Source organism: Lacihabitans sp. CCS-44 (genome assembly GCF_024343735.1).
Taxonomy (GTDB): Bacteria; Bacteroidota; Bacteroidia; order Cytophagales; family Spirosomataceae; genus Leadbetterella.
On record NZ_RJUE01000052.1, the window covers coordinates 77,789 to 94,371 of the forward strand.

Annotated in this window: 15 protein-coding genes and 3 tRNA genes; 11 read left to right on the forward strand and 7 right to left on the reverse strand. The window is 36.1% G+C overall.

The window, feature by feature from the left end; all coding sequences use genetic code 11:
- Nucleotides 1–2: 2 nt before the first annotated feature.
- Nucleotides 3–1,124 carry an FAD-binding oxidoreductase gene (locus EGI26_RS07850; RefSeq protein WP_255077568.1) on the forward strand — a complete coding sequence of 374 codons (1,122 nt, stop codon included), beginning with the start codon at nucleotides 3–5 and terminating at the stop codon, nucleotides 1,122–1,124.
- 2 nt (nucleotides 1,125–1,126) lie between these two features.
- Here the strand turns inward: EGI26_RS07850 and EGI26_RS07855 are convergent, their stop codons facing one another.
- The 4 genes from EGI26_RS07855 to EGI26_RS07870 form a co-directional block, all read right to left on the reverse strand.
- Nucleotides 1,127–1,609 (reverse strand): DUF3575 domain-containing protein, encoded by a 483-nt coding sequence (locus tag EGI26_RS07855; protein WP_255077569.1) that lies wholly within the window; start codon nucleotides 1,607–1,609, stop codon nucleotides 1,127–1,129.
- Nucleotides 1,610–1,714: 105 nt separating this feature from the next.
- Nucleotides 1,715–2,050, reverse strand: coding sequence for a DUF5615 family PIN-like protein (locus EGI26_RS07860; protein ID WP_255077571.1), 336 nt, complete (start codon nucleotides 2,048–2,050; stop codon nucleotides 1,715–1,717).
- A 1-nt stretch (nucleotide 2,051) separates the two neighbouring features.
- Nucleotides 2,052–2,279, reverse strand: coding sequence for a DUF433 domain-containing protein (locus EGI26_RS07865; RefSeq protein ID WP_255077572.1), 228 nt, complete (start codon nucleotides 2,277–2,279; stop codon nucleotides 2,052–2,054).
- A gap of 75 nt (nucleotides 2,280–2,354) precedes the next feature.
- Complete coding sequence (locus tag EGI26_RS07870; RefSeq protein WP_255077573.1) at nucleotides 2,355–3,872, reverse strand: aldehyde dehydrogenase family protein; 1,518 nt, start codon at nucleotides 3,870–3,872, stop codon at nucleotides 2,355–2,357.
- A gap of 92 nt (nucleotides 3,873–3,964) precedes the next feature.
- Between EGI26_RS07870 and EGI26_RS07875 the strand changes: the two genes are divergently transcribed.
- Genes EGI26_RS07875 through EGI26_RS07885 form a run of 3 tightly spaced genes read left to right on the forward strand, consistent with a single transcriptional unit; the run spans nucleotide 3,965 to nucleotide 6,556 of the window.
- Nucleotides 3,965–4,942 (forward strand): zinc dependent phospholipase C family protein, encoded by a 978-nt coding sequence (locus tag EGI26_RS07875; protein ID WP_255077575.1) that lies wholly within the window; start codon nucleotides 3,965–3,967, stop codon nucleotides 4,940–4,942.
- A gap of 1 nt (nucleotide 4,943) precedes the next feature.
- Nucleotides 4,944–6,026, forward strand: a complete 1,083-nt coding sequence (locus tag EGI26_RS07880; protein ID WP_255077576.1) for a hypothetical protein — start codon at nucleotides 4,944–4,946, stop codon at nucleotides 6,024–6,026.
- A gap of 29 nt (nucleotides 6,027–6,055) precedes the next feature.
- The gene (locus EGI26_RS07885) at nucleotides 6,056–6,556 is read left to right on the forward strand and encodes a nicotinamide mononucleotide transporter (protein ID WP_255077577.1); all 501 of its coding nucleotides are present in this window, start codon (nucleotides 6,056–6,058) and stop codon (nucleotides 6,554–6,556) included.
- Here EGI26_RS07885 and EGI26_RS07890 read toward each other — a convergent pair.
- The 3 genes from EGI26_RS07890 to EGI26_RS07900 are packed head-to-tail and all read right to left on the reverse strand — an operon-like array spanning nucleotide 6,543 to nucleotide 9,171.
- Nucleotides 6,543–7,160, reverse strand: a complete 618-nt coding sequence (locus tag EGI26_RS07890) for a polysaccharide deacetylase family protein (RefSeq protein WP_255077579.1) — start codon at nucleotides 7,158–7,160, stop codon at nucleotides 6,543–6,545. The genes EGI26_RS07885 and EGI26_RS07890 overlap by 14 nt on opposite strands.
- Nucleotides 7,157–8,269: a glycosyltransferase gene (locus EGI26_RS07895; RefSeq protein WP_255077580.1), complete on the reverse strand. Its 1,113-nt coding sequence runs from the start codon at nucleotides 8,267–8,269 to the stop codon at nucleotides 7,157–7,159. Before EGI26_RS07895 ends, EGI26_RS07890 begins: the two co-directional genes overlap by 4 nt.
- Nucleotides 8,266–9,171 (reverse strand): lysylphosphatidylglycerol synthase domain-containing protein, encoded by a 906-nt coding sequence (locus EGI26_RS07900; RefSeq protein WP_255077674.1) that lies wholly within the window; start codon nucleotides 9,169–9,171, stop codon nucleotides 8,266–8,268. Before EGI26_RS07900 ends, EGI26_RS07895 begins: the two co-directional genes overlap by 4 nt.
- A gap of 81 nt (nucleotides 9,172–9,252) precedes the next feature.
- Between EGI26_RS07900 and ruvC the strand changes: the two genes are divergently transcribed.
- The 7 genes from ruvC to carB all read left to right on the forward strand — a co-directional run bounded on the left by ruvC (nucleotide 9,253) and on the right by carB (nucleotide 16,528).
- Complete coding sequence (gene ruvC / locus EGI26_RS07905; protein ID WP_255077581.1) at nucleotides 9,253–9,825, forward strand: crossover junction endodeoxyribonuclease RuvC; 573 nt, start codon at nucleotides 9,253–9,255, stop codon at nucleotides 9,823–9,825.
- A gap of 358 nt (nucleotides 9,826–10,183) precedes the next feature.
- Nucleotides 10,184–10,270, forward strand: a tRNA-Ser gene (locus tag EGI26_RS07910).
- A gap of 21 nt (nucleotides 10,271–10,291) precedes the next feature.
- A tRNA-Pro gene (locus tag EGI26_RS07915) sits at nucleotides 10,292–10,366 on the forward strand.
- 83 nt (nucleotides 10,367–10,449) lie between these two features.
- Nucleotides 10,450–10,523: transfer RNA gene (locus tag EGI26_RS07920), tRNA-Arg, on the forward strand.
- 127 nt (nucleotides 10,524–10,650) lie between these two features.
- Complete coding sequence (locus EGI26_RS07925) at nucleotides 10,651–11,556, forward strand: phosphatase (protein ID WP_255077582.1); 906 nt, start codon at nucleotides 10,651–10,653, stop codon at nucleotides 11,554–11,556.
- Between the two features lie 165 nt (nucleotides 11,557–11,721).
- Nucleotides 11,722–13,272, forward strand: coding sequence for an NFACT RNA binding domain-containing protein (locus EGI26_RS07930; RefSeq protein WP_255077583.1), 1,551 nt, complete (start codon nucleotides 11,722–11,724; stop codon nucleotides 13,270–13,272).
- A 415-nt stretch (nucleotides 13,273–13,687) separates the two neighbouring features.
- Entirely contained in the window at nucleotides 13,688–16,528 is a 2,841-nt protein-coding gene (gene carB, locus EGI26_RS07935) for a carbamoyl-phosphate synthase large subunit (protein ID WP_255077584.1), read from the forward strand.
- Nucleotides 16,529–16,583: the final 55 nt, after the last annotated feature.

A 16,583-nucleotide genomic window follows, 5' to 3' on the forward strand; every position in this document is an offset into this window, starting at 1 on the left:
GCATGCTAAGTTACTGGGAACAAGATATTTTCAAGCCAAAGTACGATTACCTCATCGTTGGTTCAGGTTTTTCTGGACTTTGGATGGCGTATTTCTTAAAAAAGCAAAATCCTGAAGCCGAAGTTGCCATTGTAGAAAGAGGAACTTTGCCCAACGGAGCCAGCACAAAAAATGCAGGATTTGCCTGTTTTGGTAGTCCATCAGAACTACTTGAAAATGTGAAAGAAATCGGCTGGAACAAAACCTTGGAAATGACCCAAAAGCGGTTTGAAGGAATCCAAATCATCAAGCAACATTTCGGAAAGGTGATAGACTACAATCCATGTGGTGCGTCTGAACTTTTCAGCGAGGCGAGTATTTTTGAGGAAAATCTCAACCAATTGGAAGTCTTGAACAAAAACTTGTCGTCCATCGTAAACGCTGAGCAGCACTTTTATCAGGACACTCAGATAATTTCTGAAAGCAAATTTGCAGGATTCCGATACGCCATAAGTAATACTGCCGAGGCCTCTATTCACTCCGGAAAGCTTTTTTATGCCCTTTACAAAACATTGGTGAACCAAGACGTGAAGTTTTTCTTTGGAACCGAAGTTGAAAACATAGATACGAGCCAAAAAACAGCCGTTGTCAAAACCAAAAACCTAGGAGAATTTGAAGCCCGACATGTATGTATTTGTACCAATGCCTTTTCCAATATTTTTCTACCTGAACAGAAAATACAACCTGGCCGCGGACAAGTTATCATCACAAAACCCATTGAAGGACTGTCCTTTAACCGCACCTTTCATTTCGACAAAGGCTATTACTATTTCAAAAATGTCGGAAATCGGGTATTGTTTGGAGGCGGAAGAAACCTAGACTTTGCAGGTGAAAATACCGGCCAATTCGGCCATACAGAATTGATTCAAAAGGCTTTACTGAAATATCTAAAAGAATGGATTCTACCCGAATTTGATTTTGAAATAGACCAAAAATGGAGTGGAATAATGGCCTTCAACGAGTCCAAAACGCCAATCTCCAAAATCATTCAACCCAATCTATCAGCCAGCGTCTGTATGAATGGCATGGGTGTGGCATTGGCTCCGTATTTGGCTAGGGAGTTGGTGGGGAAACTTTTTCGCTAGAATTATTTGCCAAATATATAACCAACCGCAATGGTAAGTTTCGGAAAAAAATCAATGTAGCCATCTGGAATAGGTTTTAAGTTTTTGTACATACCGGCATTGATGTCCAATACAATGTGCTTCTTTTTTGAGGAATTATAAACTTGGAAACCCACATTTCCGCCTAAGCTGTGGAGTGGCCAAGAGTTTCCTAAACCAACAAAATAGCCCGGTGCGAGGTAACCTCCTTTTAGTTTATGCTTTGAAAGTATATATTGCCTGTAGTCAATCCATAAAAATTGATCAGGAAAATTTCTTCTAATATTTTTCGAATAACCAAAAACTAATGAACCGTGCTTTGATATTACGGTTTCTAATGTTATGTTCGGATAGGTGACGGCCAGTGCAACCAAATTTGATTTTACAATTACTTTTAGGGTATCTTTCTGTGGAAAAGCCATTGAAAAACAAAGAACCAGCAAAATTGAGAGGATTAATTTTTTCATGTTAAGTTGGAGTGAGTAATTAAAAAACATATTACACTTATTGTAATCATTTATCATAGCTGCAATGTCTCAGAAGTTTCTTTTTAGAAAAAAGTTTGTGTTCAATTAGAATAACTCCAAGACTCCAAATTCTGTTTGTTTCGAAAATTCCTCCAGTTTTGAAATGCATGAAAGCAGTAGTGATTCTAAATATTTTGAAGACTGGTTTCCGGTTTTAAGAATTACCACCTTTGGCGGAAAGCCTTTGAAGTTCACCAAATCAACGAAATCTTCATCATTGGATATAATGATACAATTATTTTTATGTACAAAATTCCAAATTCCTATATCTTTTGAAGGAACTTCTAAACCAATTTTTTCAACATGATTACAATCAAAACCCAATTTGTTTATAGATTTTGCTAGTCTCCAAGACAAATTTGCATCCAAAAGTAATTTCATTTCAGACTATGATTGTTTTTATCATAGCTTCTCTATTTGCAGAAAAAGACAAAGCCGCAAAAATGGCTTCCTCTGATAAAAGTGGATAGTCATTTAATATTTCTTGATTGGTCATACCCGATGCTAGCCATTCCAAAATGTCGGTTACACAAATACGTGTACCCTTGATGCATGGCTTTCCGAATCTGATTTGAGAATCTATGGATATTAAATTAGAATTTGCTACCATATTTAAACTTTAATTTTTAAAATTACGCACATTGTCAGATTATCCAAATAAAGTATTCTAAAAATCCATTAATCTTCAAAAATCAAACTTAATCCCCTGAGCCAATGGCAAAGTTTTGCCATAATTAATGGTATTGGTTTGACGACGCATATAAGCTTTCCAGGCATCTGAGCCGCTTTCTCGGCCACCGCCGGTTTCTTTTTCACCACCAAAAGCTCCGCCAATTTCAGCTCCTGATGTCCCGATATTTACGTTGGCTATTCCACAGTCTGAGCCCGCATTTGACAAAAAACATTCTGATTCTTGCATGTTGTTGGTAAATATGGCAGATGAAAGCCCTTGAGGTACAGCATTTTGTAAGATTATGGCTTCCTCCAATGTTTCATAACCTATAACATAAAGAATAGGTGCAAAGGTCTCATTACAAACCACTTCTATCTGTTCTTTGACTTCAATTATTGTTGGCTCTACATAACATTTGCCCAAATTTTGAAGAATATTTCCACCATATTTTAGTTCTCCCCCATCATTTATAGCTTTCGTGATAGCATCCAAATACATATCTACTGCTGCTTCATCTATCAATGGCCCGATGTGATTTTCTTTGTTCAGTGGATCGCCTATTTTCATTTGACCATAAGCCGAAACCAAACTTTCTACCAATCTATCTTTCAATGAATTATGCACAATCAAACGCCTTGTACTAGTGCATCGTTGCCCAGCAGTTCCTACCGCTCCAAAAACTATGGCTGGCACGGCTAATTTCAAATCAGCATCCTGTGTAACGATTATCGCATTATTTCCTCCTAATTCCAACAAGCTTTTTCCTAGCCTGGCTGCTACATTTTGTGCCACAGCTTTGCCCATTCTTGTACTTCCAGTAGCCGAAACCAAAGCTACTCGTGGATCTTTCGACATCAACTCTCCAATACTTCTATCACCAACTATCAGGCAAGACACGCCTTCAGGAACTTGATTGTTTTTTAGTACCTCTGTAATGATATTTTGACATGCAATACCAGATAGCGGGGCTTTTTCTGATGGCTTCCAAACACATACATCACCACAAATCCAAGCCAACATCGCATTCCATGACCACACAGCCACTGGGAAATTAAACGCTGAGATAATTCCAACAATACCAATTGGGTGCCATTGCTCATACATTCGGTGCATAGGTCGCTCAGAGTGCATGGTGAGCCCGTATAATTGTCGTGATAAACCAACCGCAAAATCACAGATATCGATTATTTCTTGTACCTCGCCCAAGCCTTCTTGTAAGCTTTTACCCATCTCATAGCTTACCAAATGCCCCAAATCAACTTTGTGTTTTCTGAAAGCATCACCCATTTGTCTTATTATTTCTCCCCTTTTGGGAGCTGGGAAAGCCTTCCATTCTAAAAAAGCTTGTTCGGCCTTTACTATTATTTTTTCAAAATCTTGTTCAGTTCCTAAATTTACGGAAGCTATCAGGCTGTCGTTGGTGGGCGAAAACGAGTCTATCTTTTCACCTTTCCCTTCCCAAAAATCCAATCCTGTAGAAATTCCTTGGTTATAATCATTTATGCCCAAGCGGGCTAATACTTCTTTCATTTGTTGACGAATGTTAATTCACAAATTTATTAATTATTCTTTTAGATTTCTTGTTTAAAATTATTAGGTTTGAAAAACTAAATACCAAATCAATGCTTTTAAACATAATCCTCACGATTCTTACGTTATTTTATTCTGAAAAAACAGCAACAAATCCACCAGTCTGGGGATTTTATTCACATAGTCTAATAAATAGATTAGCAGTCTATAGCTTACCTCCAGAAATGCTCGGTTTTTTCAAACAAAACATTGATTATGTGACAGATAATGCGGTAAATCCTGACCAAAGAAGATACGCAGTAGTGGGCGAGGCTCCTCGTCACTTTATAGATTTGGACGATTACCCAGATTCTGTAAAAGTCATTTTGCCCAAACTCAATTGGAATCAAGCGGTGGAAAAATTCACAGAAGATTCGCTCCTTGCACATGGAATAGTGCCTTGGCAAATACAAAGAATGAAGTACCAACTTACTCAGGCATTTATAAAAAAAGACAACAAAGATATATTGAGAATAGCGACTGACTTGGGTCACTATATTGCTGATGCCAATGTTCCGCTGCATACCACCCGAAACTATAACGGCCAACTAACCAACCAAGTAGGTATTCATGGTTTTTGGGAATCCCGACTGCCCGAACTGTTTAGCAAGGATTACGATATGTTTATAGGTCAGGCAGAATATGAAAACAATATTCAAAAACGATCATGGAGTGCGGTTCTGAATGCCAATGCTGCCTTAGATTCCGTTTTGCTTTTTGAGAAAATTCTAACTCAAAAAATGGATGAAGAAAAGAAATTTACAATAGAAGAGAGAAATGGTGTTACCGTAAAAACATATTCTAGGAATTTCTCGAAAGAATACCACAAAATGCTTGATAATCAAGTAGAAAGACAGATGAAAGCTTCTGTAAAAATGATAACTGATGTGTGGTTTACTGCATGGGTAGATGCAGGTCAGCCAGACTTAAAAACCATACCTAAACTTGAAATAGACGCAAAAGAAGAACAAGAAGTAATGAAAGCTTGGTTGCAGCGTTTATTGAATGTAAGAAAAGAAGCCGATAATTGATTTGAAAACTTTCCTCATTTTATTTTCTATATTTTACTGCCAAAATGCTGCTTTGGGTCAATATTCCTTTGTCCTAAACAAAAAAAATGTAAACATAAAAAACTCTGATTTTGAAGTAATTAGTATAAAAAATGACACAAAGAACAACTCGAAGTATTTTGGTGAGCTTTATATAAATGATAAACAGAAGCAGAAAATTGGTTTTGAACAAAGTATCGAAAAAAGCATCGAAAATTATTATAAACTATATAATTCTGGCTCAAAAAAAGTAAAAGTCTTGGTCATTATTAAGCATTTCGCGATAACGGAAACTTTTATAAACAGCAATCAGATTTCTGGAAATATAAAATATGATATTGAGGCCTATTTTGTTGACAATAAAGACACTACGAAGTTTTGCAACTCAAGAAATTCTGCTAAATATAATCGGACGATTCAAACTTCCATGTTACCCAATGTGGAAAAACAGATTATTGAAACACTGGACAACGGCTTGAAATACATTATTGGATATATAAAAAATTCGAAAGGAAATCTTGAGGCATTTGCTACGGATTCTAGAGTTATAATTAAGCCATTCTATGTAAAGCCAGCTATTGATACAGTCTATTATCAACAAAGAAAAGTTAATTGGGCCGATTTTAATGGTCCAATTAGAGGAGGCAACCAGTATGGAGCAGCAATATTTACCAGTTTTGGATTTGACAGCAAGCTTTCTGTAGAAAATAATATAATTACTGCCGAAATAACCCCGAAAGTATATACCGACAAAAATATGTCTTGGGCAAAGTCAGAAGTAAAAACGCCTTATGCACTTGCACACGAGCAACTTCACTTTGATATTTGCTATCTAAACACACTCAGATATTTACAAAAAATTAAAACCTTAAAGGAAAATTCTCGAGATGACCTCATCAGCAGAATTCAGTATGAATATCTGGAATTCTACAAAACTACGCACACCATGCAGGCTCAATATGACGACGAAACGAACCACAGTCTGGTAAAACATAAACAACGAGAATGGGAGGAAAAAATCAAGTCGGAAATCAGGGAAATAGATTTGCAGAAAATCTTCAATTAATACTTATTTTTGAGAAAACTTAATGCTTTATGCTGCAAATAGCCGTAGCAGTTCTGTATTTTATCAACAAAGTACTTCTGAGTCTTGACAAAAAGTTGGGTTGGCAAATAGGTATCGCCGCTTCGCTTTTGGCCTTTATTTATTTTTTCACACTTAAACTATACATATTAGTCGGTTTGGAGACAGGTTTTTTCGGCATTCAGTTTTTTGGGCTTATCAACCACAAAAAGGAGATGAAATACGAAAACCTTTTGTATGCAATAATGGTTGTGCTGCTCCTTTTCTTATATTTTGTGCTAAAAAATAGCTCAATTCTTGAATTTCTAATTTCTGCTGATTTTATACTGGCTATATTTTTATTAGCCAAAAGAAAAACAATTCTTGGCTGGATATCGATGTTAATCGGCCACTTGATGATGGCTTATTTTACCTATCAAAACCAACAATTTTTCTTTGCTACCATGCAAGTACTCTCAATAGTGGTTTCTGTTTTTGCTATTTATCGAAATCGCTCATTTACAAGTCAATAGCACAAAACGCATAACCTTTTTTTGAAAAATACACCAAATATTTCGGCAGCACATAATAAAGATTTTTCTGAGCTTTTAGGCTGTCATGAAAAAGAACTATTGAGCCAGATTTTGTTTTTCTGATAGCATTTTCTAGGCATTTTTCTGCATTAAAACTCTTATCATAATCTCTTGTTAAAACACTCCACATTAATATTTTATGTGTTTTTAAAATCTCTTTCGCTTGTGTTGGTTTTAATTGACCGTAAGGTGGCCTGAACAATTGTGTTTGTGCTTTATTTATTATTTCTATAGAATTCTGAAATTCTGTAAAATTCTTTAAATATGCGTCATTTTCTGTTTTCCAGCCCTTTAGGTGATTCTGTGTATGATTTCCTACAGCATGACCAGCTGCTACTACCTTTTCATATATTTCATGATGTTTCAAAACGTTCTCACCAACGCAAAAAAAGGTTGCTTTGGCATTAAATATTTTTAATTGTTCCAAAACCCATTCCGTAACTTCTGGAATAGGGCCATCGTCAAACGTCAAATAGATTTTCTTTTCAGCAGTTTTTATTCGCCAAATGTATTTTGGAAACAGTATTTCAAATAACCTCGTCATTGTAATTTTCTTCCTTTCCAATTATAGTTTTTGTTCATAAACAATGAATTCAACCCAAAAAACACCACATATAGTGGATAAAATATTTGAACTATCAGTATAAATAAAATACTACTTTTCTTCTTCAAAAAGCCCAAAACTAATGCTAAAAAGATAAATTCAAAAACATATCTTATCGCCAATATAGACCATAATCCACTTATAGTTAAATATATAGTGAATAAATTCACAACGAAAACAAACATTGCAATTAACTTAGGCAAATAAGAATCGTACTTTGTCCATTTGCTGGCCCACCGTTTTCTTTGGTTGTAAAAAGCCACCACTGACTCGCAAGTATTAGTTTCAACAATGGCTTCTTTTGATTTTGCAAAAAAGACCCCATCTGTGTACTTATGCTGTATTTTATGCATCAAAAACTCATCGTCACCTGAGGCCAGCTCGTTATTTCCATCGTAACCATTTACATCCATAAATGCACTTTTTCTGTAGGCAATATTTGCACCACTACACATGTTTGGTTTTCCTAAAAATATTGACACCGCTGCACTTCCAACCAACGATGCAAACTCCACAATTTGGACCTTTTCCCAAATTTTATTAAAAAAACCACCCCCACTTTCAAAGAAAGTAACAGGCCCAGAAATTAACTTAATACGCTCATTATTAAATATTTCAGCATATTTAGCAAGGAGCTTTGTCGGCAATACACAATCTCCATCTGTGCAAAAAATCAAATCATGCTTAGCTACACCAATTGCTTTGGTAATTGCATTTTTCTTTGGAGCGTTTCCTCGCTCTTCATTTGAAAGATATAGTATTTTCAAGTCTAACAAAGCTAAAAATGCTTCTGCTATTTTCACTGTGTCATCTTCAGATGAGTCATCTATAAGTATAACCTCAAAATTCTTTTCATTCTGATTTACAATGCTTTCGAGCAGTTTTCGAACGTTTTTAGACTCATTTCTCACTGGTATTATTATGGAGAATTCAGTATTTGACGGATTATTAAAATGATTAACTTCAAAACTTTGATTCTTCCAAATCACAATAAACACCACCATAAGTATGGAATAAACCAAAACAAAAAATATAGCTATAAAAATCATTCTTTAGGTTTAATAAAAAATCCAATCAAAACAGGCAGAAAAATATTGAAAAGCCAAACCACAAAAGTCGCAATTAAAATTAAACTTCCTTCAACATGATACAATCCAAAGAAATTGATACTAATAAATTCTCGAAGCGTTAAATCACCAAAAATGTTTAATCCACCACCTACTGTCTTAACCAAAAGTATAAGATTCACTCCAATGAATAAGACTAAGATTGGCAGGTGAATACCTAAACTAACATAAAATAGCCAAAATTGCACATTATAAACCAAAGTTCGAGCAATTGACAGTGCCAATATCCCAATTCTAAACTTATTATTAATATTTAACCCCAAAACAGACGTTTGCAAATAAGGTTTGATGAAATTTATTCTCTCTAAAAACTGCCACGAAATTTTCAGTCTAAATACAAATAAGAAACCCAAAATACTTACCAGAATAAAAATCAGTACAGGAACAATGAGCAAATTATGCAATCTATCTTCGGAAATAATCCACCAAAATAGTATAGCCACGCTTCCAAACAATAAAGTCACATAAGTTTGACATACACTATTGAAGAAATTTAAAGCCATCACCTCAGTTCTATTTTTTTTCTGAAACCCAACGCTTCTTCCCAAAAAATCACCCAACATCAACGGAGTAAATAAACCCACACGAAGCCCTTTCAACACATCAATGGTTGATTGTCTGAATGTTCGAGCCTGCACCTGTTTTGTAAGTAAGTTCCATTTCAGGATTTCAAAAAAATAATTAAGAAAAAGCAGTGCAATAGCAGCCAAAAAATAAGCTAAATTGCCCTCCAAAGTATGAATTATTTTAAGCAAGAGAGATTTTGACAAAGTCAAATTAGTAATTTGCCTATACAAAAGGACAAATACAGCTACCAAAAACACTAATTTCAATACTTTCCTAATTCGATAGGAGGATACAAAAGACTTTATGCTTTGGTTTTTAAAAATCAATATTATTAAAATTTGGAAGCAAATTTAACTGAAAAAATCATACTTGGTGTCGATCCAGGCACACGTATTATGGGTTACGGGGTTATCTCCGTGAAAGGTTCTAAACTCGAAATTGTCCAATATGGCGTTTTGAAATTGGAAAAATTGGGGTCGCACGAACTTAAACTCAAAATGATTTTTGAGCGAATAACCCAGATTATCACCGAATATTTGCCGGATGAGATGGCTATTGAAGCTCCGTTTTATGGAGTAAACGTACAATCTATGTTAAAACTTGGTCGAGCTCAAGGCGTTGCTATGGCCGCTGCATTGGCCAAAGACATCAATATAGTTGAGTATTTGCCAAAAAAAGTAAAGCAAAGCGTAACTGGAAACGGAAATGCAAGTAAAGAGCAAGTGGCTTATATGCTCGAAAAGCTCTTTAACCAAACACTTGAAAAGAAAACATTGGACGCGACAGATGCATTGGCCGTAGCCGTTTGTCATTTCATGCATGCTAAAACCAAGGCATTAACGGGCAACAATTCTAAGAAAAAAGGATGGTCGGCTTTTTTGTCAGAAAATCCTGAACGCTTAAAGGATTAAAACTTAATTGTGTGCCTTTCGAAGATGAATAAAATCTCCATTTTCTGACTTGGGTTGAATGAGTATTTGAAAATCAAAACCAGAAAAGTTGGTGGCAGAATAGATTTCCAAGCAAAATTTATAAAATTCCAAAAACCACAATAATTTGTGCAATACCTCTAAACTGTTTTTTCAGTAAAAATCTATTTTACGATAGAAATGAAAAAAATATCTAAAAAAACATCAAATAGTAAAGTATTATCTTTCAATTATTTAAGAAAAAAGGTGCGTTTTTATTCGAAAAAACTAGGATTATTTTCAATCCAAGTTTTGCTAGTAAAAAAAAAGGGTCTATATTTGCAAACCTTTTCGGAGAGACGGAGAGATGGGTGAGTGGCTGAAACCACCAGTTTGCTAAACTGACGTACTGGTAACGGTACCGCGGGTTCGAATCCCGCTCTCTCCGCTGATATTTTTGAAGGCACCTCGGGGTGTAGCGTAGCCCGGTCATCGCGCCTGCTTTGGGAGCAGGAGGTCGCAAGTTCGAATCTTGCCACCCCGACAAAAAAGCAGCTTATGCTGCTTTTTTAAATTAAAAAGGTTTCGTTTTTAATTACTTTCTAAGTTCTTGAAAACGTCCAAGACGGTTCCATAGCTCAGCTGGATAGAGCAACAGATTTCTAATCTGTCGGTCGAAGGTTCGAATCCTTCTGGGATCACAAAAGCTCAAACTTTGGTTTGGGCTTTTTTTGTTTTCATACAAAATCAATAACATGGCCTAGTATCTAGCAAAATTTACTGAACACCAATTATTGAATTTATGGAACTATGCATAAATGCCTAATTATGAAAAAAGCAATCATCGACCTCGGTACCAATACTTTTCACCTCATGATATTTGAAGGTGAAAACATATTTTTCAAAACCTCGATTGCATCTAAAATTGGCCAGGGTGGTATCAATCAGAATGTGATTACTGAAGTTGGTATTCAAAGAGCTTTGAATGTTTTGAATATTTTTAAAGAAAAATTAATTGAGTTTGAGGTGAAAGTTGAAAATATTCTTGCTTTTGGCACAAGTGCAATCAGGAACGCCAGCAATCAAAGTGAGTTTTTAGAAAGAGTTAAAAATGAAACGGATATAAATATCACGGTGATTGATGGTGACAAAGAAGCCGAGCTCATATATAAAGGTGTAAGCCAGGCCGTAGAGGTTGATAAAAATGCCTTGATTGTAGATATTGGTGGTGGAAGTGTAGAGTTTATATTGTGTAATCCCGAGAAAATTCTTTGGAAAAGGAGTTTTGAAATTGGAGGACAACGTTTGATGGAGCGTTTTATGAAAAAAGATAAAATTTCTCAAACAGAAATTAGCCGTTTGGATGAGTACCTCCGACAAGAGCTTTTACCACTTACCAATGCTGTTCATCAATATCAGCCAGAAGTATTAATAGGGTCGTCTGGTTCGTTTGATACATTGAACGACATGATACATTGGAAAAACACCGGTAACTTTGCTCCTACTGAAATTATTGGTTTTGATTATCCGATCTCAGAATTTTGGATAGCCTTTGAGCAATTGGTCTTTGCGAATCATGAAGAAAGAATGCAGATTGGTGGTATGATTCCACTCAGGGTAGATATGATTGTAGTGGCAGTTTGCTTGATAAAATTCGTTTTACAAACTTACAACATTAAAGAAATCAAGATTTCCAATTATGCCTTGAAAGAAGGTGCATTTTTAATGTGCTAATTTGAAAATTAGTTAATTAGCTAATTATACATACTTAAAAACATTAACACCTCACAATTCAATCACCGAATTAAAACATTAACCGATTACGAATTAAAACATTAACCGATTACCGAATTAACCCATTACCGAATTATCACATTAGCAAATTAGCACATTAAACTCATGCATAACAATTATCTATTTCTGAAACACTTGGCTGCTGAACTTAAAGTGAAACTTTTGGGATCAGAATTGATTTCGTGTTTTAGTCAGGAAAAAGATGAATTGATGTTAGGCTTTAGTACAAACGGAGCAGAAATATTCTTAAAATGCACACTAAAACCCGATTTTTCTTGTATTACGGTTCAAAATGAATTCGCCCGGGCGAGAAAAAATACTGTAAATCTTTGGAGTGAAATTTATGGTTTAAAAGTAACAGACCTTTGTATTTTCGAAAATGAAAGAGCTTTAAAAATCTACTTAGAGAATGATTATCTACTGATTATCAAGCTATTTGGCAATCGTCCTAATCTTTTGATTTATAAAAACAATGAGCAAATAGCTATTTTTAACAATTCCTTGCTTTCTGATAAATTACTGACGGTTTCAGATTTTGAAAAAATAGCAGATTTTAGTTTTGAGAACTTCCAAAAACTGGAGGGAAACTACAGAAAAGTATTTTTTACGTTTGGAAAGAATCTCTTTAATTATCTAGATGCCATTATAAAGGACTATTCTATTCAGCAAAAATGGGATTTTATTCAAGATTTCTTGCAAAAACAAGAAAATCCAAAATATCAAATTGGCTTTTATAAAGACATTCCGAGTCTTTGTTTGTTTCCTTTTGAGAATTATAAATTTGAGTTTACAAATGCTATTGAAGCGGTAAACGCTTTCTATTTGTTTTACCAGAAAGAATTCAGCTTCTCCAACCAAAAGCACATGTTGCTAAGTGCACTTGAAAAGGAAAAACAAAAGACCGAAAACTACCTCCAAAACACACAATCGAAATTAGAAAACCTGAAATCTGGACAGTCAAAAGAAATTATCGCCAATATATTAATGGCCAATTTACATGATTTAGAAGATGGAATTTCCGAGGTTGAATTGCTTAATTTTTATACGGACCAAAACATTACCATAAAGCTAAAAAAAGACCTTTCTCCGCAAAAAAATGCTGAAAACTATTACAGAAAAAGCAAAAACGAGCAGATTGAGGTTGAGGCAATAAAGAAAAACATAGCAACTGCGTTTAATAAGATTATCGAAATCGAAAGTCAAATTGAAAGTGTGAGTGCCGCTGAAAATTTCAAAGAACTCAAATCTTTTGTTAAAATTCAAAAGAAAGTTTCTGAAGAAATGGAAAGTCCAAAGAGCCTTTTCCGTGAATATGTATTTGAGGGAACTCTAATTTTGGTTGGTAAAAACTCCAAAAACAACGATACTTTAACTTTAAAACATGCCCAAAAAGAAGATTATTGGCTGCATGCAAGAGATTGTGCGGGTTCACATGTAGTCATAAAGCGAAAAAATAAGGAAAATCTTCCCAACCATATAATCGAATTTGCTGCAAGTTTGGCCGCTTATTATTCTAAAAGGAAGAACGAGGGCGTTGTACCAGTTATTTTTACGCAAAAGAAATTCGTTAGAAAAACCAAAGGACTGCCGGATGGCCAAGTGATTGTGGACAAAGAGTCTACGATTATGATTGAGCCTTTTAAACCGGAAGCTTAGTCTAGCCTTTTAACAGAGAGTTGCACCGAGTTTTCTTTTTCACATATTTTGTACTTTTGAGTTTCTCAGAGTTTTCGCTTCGCTCTTTTGTTTTAACATGGAGTGGCACCGAGTTTTCATTTTTACTTGTTTTGCGTCTCTGAGTTTCTCAGAGTTATTCTCTTTCCTCATCCTTTGCAATTCATAGCATTTAAGTGTACTTATCTTGAAGGCACTCAATAGACTTTACTAAATCCCCTTGTTATTTTTACTTAAAAATCCTTGTCATTCAAAATCAAGAAATATTAAAATCAAATCTACAAATCTTACAAAAAAGCCAAAAACCTTTCCAATTATATAAAATATTTTATGCCAGTTTAATCTTTCTGTATTACCTTTGTTCTTCGATAATCGAATCGAAACTCTCCAAAAAAAAATGCCAAAAAATTCTAGCATTAAATCCGTCCTAATCATCGGTTCAGGACCAATTGTTATAGGCCAAGCATGTGAATTTGACTACTCAGGGTCGCAAGCAGCAAGATCAATCAGACAAGAAGGAATAGAAGTTGCCTTGATTAACTCAAATCCGGCTACTATCATGACTGACCCAATGAACGCTGATTTTGTGTATCTTAAGCCTCTCGAAAAAAAATCTATCAAAGAAATATTGGCAAAACACCAAGAAATGGGCAGGCCAATCACGCACGTTTTGCCAACCATGGGTGGCCAAACTGCTCTAAACTTAGCAATAGATTGTGAAAATGCTGGTGTTTGGAAAAAATACGGTGTAGAAATCATCGGTGTGGACATAAAGGCCATAGAAACTACCGAAGACCGTGAACTTTTCCGTACCAAAATGATTGAAATCGGTGTGGGAGTTTGCAAAGGCCGTACTGCCAAATCGTTTTTAGAAGGAAAAGAAATCGCTCAAGAAATCGGCTTCCCATTGGTTATTCGTCCATCTTACACTTTGGGTGGAACAGGTGGTGGTTTCGTAAATACGCCTGAAGAATTTGACGCCGCCTTAAATAATGGTTTGCATGCTTCGCCCGTCCATGAGGTGTTGGTAGAGCAATCAATTATGGGCTGGAAAGAATACGAACTTGAACTTTTGCGTGATCACAACCAAAACATTGTGATTATCTGTACAATAGAAAACTTTGACCCAATGGGTGTGCATACGGGTGATTCAATCACTGTTGCACCGGCCATGACCTTGCCTGATACGGTTTATCAAAAAATGCGTGACATGGCCATCAAAATGATGAACGCCATCGGTCAGTTTGCAGGCGGATGTAACGTTCAGTTTTCTTTGAATCCTGATACAGACGAAATCATAGCGATAGAAATCAATCCAAGGGTTAGTCGTTCGTCAGCTTTAGCTTCAAAAGCTACAGGTTATCCAATTGCGAAAATCGCTGCCAAAATGGCGATTGGCTACAATTTGGATGAGTTGATTAATCCAATAACTGGTTCTACATCAGCATTCTTCGAGCCAGCGATAGATTATGTAATCGTGAAAGTTCCGAGATGGAATTTTGACAAATTCCCTGGTTGCGACCGTCGATTGGGTCTACAAATGAAATCTGTAGGTGAAACGATGGGTATTGGTCGTAACTTCCAAGAAGCTTTGCAAAAAGCATGTCAATCGCTTGAAATCAAGAGAAACGGATTGGGAGCAGACGGAAGAGAAGAAAGAGATCAAGAAAAACTAAAATATAGTTTGGCAAATCCATCGTGGGATAGACTTTTCCACGTTTATGATGCCTTCAAGGCAGGTTTATCGTTCAAAACGATACAAAACCTGACTAAAATAGACAAGTGGTTTTTGCACCAGATAGAAGAAATGATTCAGCTGGAGCATAAAATCGAGACTTTCAGACTGGATTCATTACCTAAGGACTTGTTGGTGTCAGCCAAACAAAAAGGCTACGCAGACAGACAGTTGGCCCATTTGCTGAGATGCAAAGAAAGCGAAGTAACCTCGAAGCGTAAAGGAATGGGTATCAACAGAGTATTCAAATGTGTAGATACTTGCTCGGCTGAGTTTGAGGCCAAAACGCCTTACTTCTACTCTACTTTCTCCGCCTCAGAAGAAAATCCTGACAATGAGTCGATTGTAACAGATAAAAAGAAAATTGTGGTGCTGGGTTCAGGTCCAAACCGTATCGGACAAGGTATCGAATTTGACTACTCTTGTGTGCATGGTGTGTTGGCAGCCAAAGAAATGGGCTACGAAACCATCATGATCAACTGTAATCCAGAGACGGTTTCTACAGACCCTGATATTGCGGATAAATTATACTTTGAGCCTGTTTTCTGGGAAAATGTTTTCGATATCATCGAACACGAAAAACCAGAAGGCGTAATTGTGCAATTGGGTGGACAAACAGCATTAAAAATGGCTGAGAAATTCACGAAATATGGCATCAAAATCATCGGCACTTCTTACGAAGCCCTCGATTTGGCCGAAGATAGAGGTCGTTTCTCTGAGAAATTGAGAGAATTGGACATTCCTTACCCGCCATTTGATACAGTAAGAACAGCCGACAGAGCTGTTGAAGTTTCCAAATCGCTTGGTTTCCCGCTTTTGGTACGTCCAAGTTACGTATTGGGTGGTCAAAGTATGAAAATCGTCATCAACGAGACGGAACTGGAGCAACACGTAGTGAAAATCCTGAACGATATTCCTGATAATAATATCCTTTTAGATCATTTCCTTGAAAACGCCATAGAAGCCGAAGCAGATGCCATTTGTGACGGAACTGATGCCTATATCATCGGTATCATGGAGCATATCGAGCCTGCAGGTATTCACTCGGGTGACTCTTATGCAGTATTGCCAGCCTTTGATTTGAGCGAAAACGTTATAAAGCAAATAGAAGAATACACCAAGCGTATCGCTATAGCTCTGGACACTAAAGGACTTATAAACATACAGTTTGCCATAAAAGACGAGAAAGTATATGTGATAGAAGCTAACCCAAGAGCCTCACGTACGGTGCCGTTTATATGCAAAGCTTACCAAGAGCCTTATGTAAACTACGCCACCAAAGTGATGTTGGGAGCCAAAGTAAAAGACTTTAATTTCAAGCCCGTAAAAGAAGGGTACGCCATCAAAATTCCGGTGTTCTCGTTCAATAAATTCCCGAACGTAAACAAAGAACTCGGCCCGGAGATGAAGTCAACTGGCGAAGGCATCTACTTCATAGAAGACCTCACCGACGATTTCTTCCTACAGGTATACTCTGAAAGAAATATGTACATGAGTAGATAAGAATCTATTTTATGATATTTAGAAGCCCCTTGGTATATGCTGAGGGGCTTTTTTG

What these genes read in the sequence shown, in the direction of transcription:
- carB (WP_255077584.1), top strand. Translation starts at nt 13,688, where the DNA reads ATGCCAAAAAATTCTAGCATTAAATCCGTCCTAATCATCGGTTCAGGA.
- EGI26_RS07885 (WP_255077577.1), top strand. Translation starts at nt 6,056, where the DNA reads ATGCTGCAAATAGCCGTAGCAGTTCTGTATTTTATCAACAAAGTACTT.
- EGI26_RS07925 (WP_255077582.1), top strand. Translation starts at nt 10,651, where the DNA reads ATGAAAAAAGCAATCATCGACCTCGGTACCAATACTTTTCACCTCATG.
- EGI26_RS07865 (WP_255077572.1), bottom strand. Translation starts at nt 2,279, where the DNA reads ATGGTAGCAAATTCTAATTTAATATCCATAGATTCTCAAATCAGATTC.
- EGI26_RS07890 (WP_255077579.1), bottom strand. Translation starts at nt 7,160, where the DNA reads ATGACGAGGTTATTTGAAATACTGTTTCCAAAATACATTTGGCGAATA.
- EGI26_RS07855 (WP_255077569.1), bottom strand. Translation starts at nt 1,609, where the DNA reads ATGAAAAAATTAATCCTCTCAATTTTGCTGGTTCTTTGTTTTTCAATG.
- EGI26_RS07870 (WP_255077573.1), bottom strand. Translation starts at nt 3,872, where the DNA reads ATGAAAGAAGTATTAGCCCGCTTGGGCATAAATGATTATAACCAAGGA.
- EGI26_RS07930 (WP_255077583.1), top strand. Translation starts at nt 11,722, where the DNA reads ATGCATAACAATTATCTATTTCTGAAACACTTGGCTGCTGAACTTAAA.
- EGI26_RS07875 (WP_255077575.1), top strand. Translation starts at nt 3,965, where the DNA reads ATGCTTTTAAACATAATCCTCACGATTCTTACGTTATTTTATTCTGAA.
- EGI26_RS07895 (WP_255077580.1), bottom strand. Translation starts at nt 8,269, where the DNA reads ATGATTTTTATAGCTATATTTTTTGTTTTGGTTTATTCCATACTTATG.
- EGI26_RS07850 (WP_255077568.1), top strand. Translation starts at nt 3, where the DNA reads ATGCTAAGTTACTGGGAACAAGATATTTTCAAGCCAAAGTACGATTAC.
- EGI26_RS07860 (WP_255077571.1), bottom strand. Translation starts at nt 2,050, where the DNA reads ATGAAATTACTTTTGGATGCAAATTTGTCTTGGAGACTAGCAAAATCT.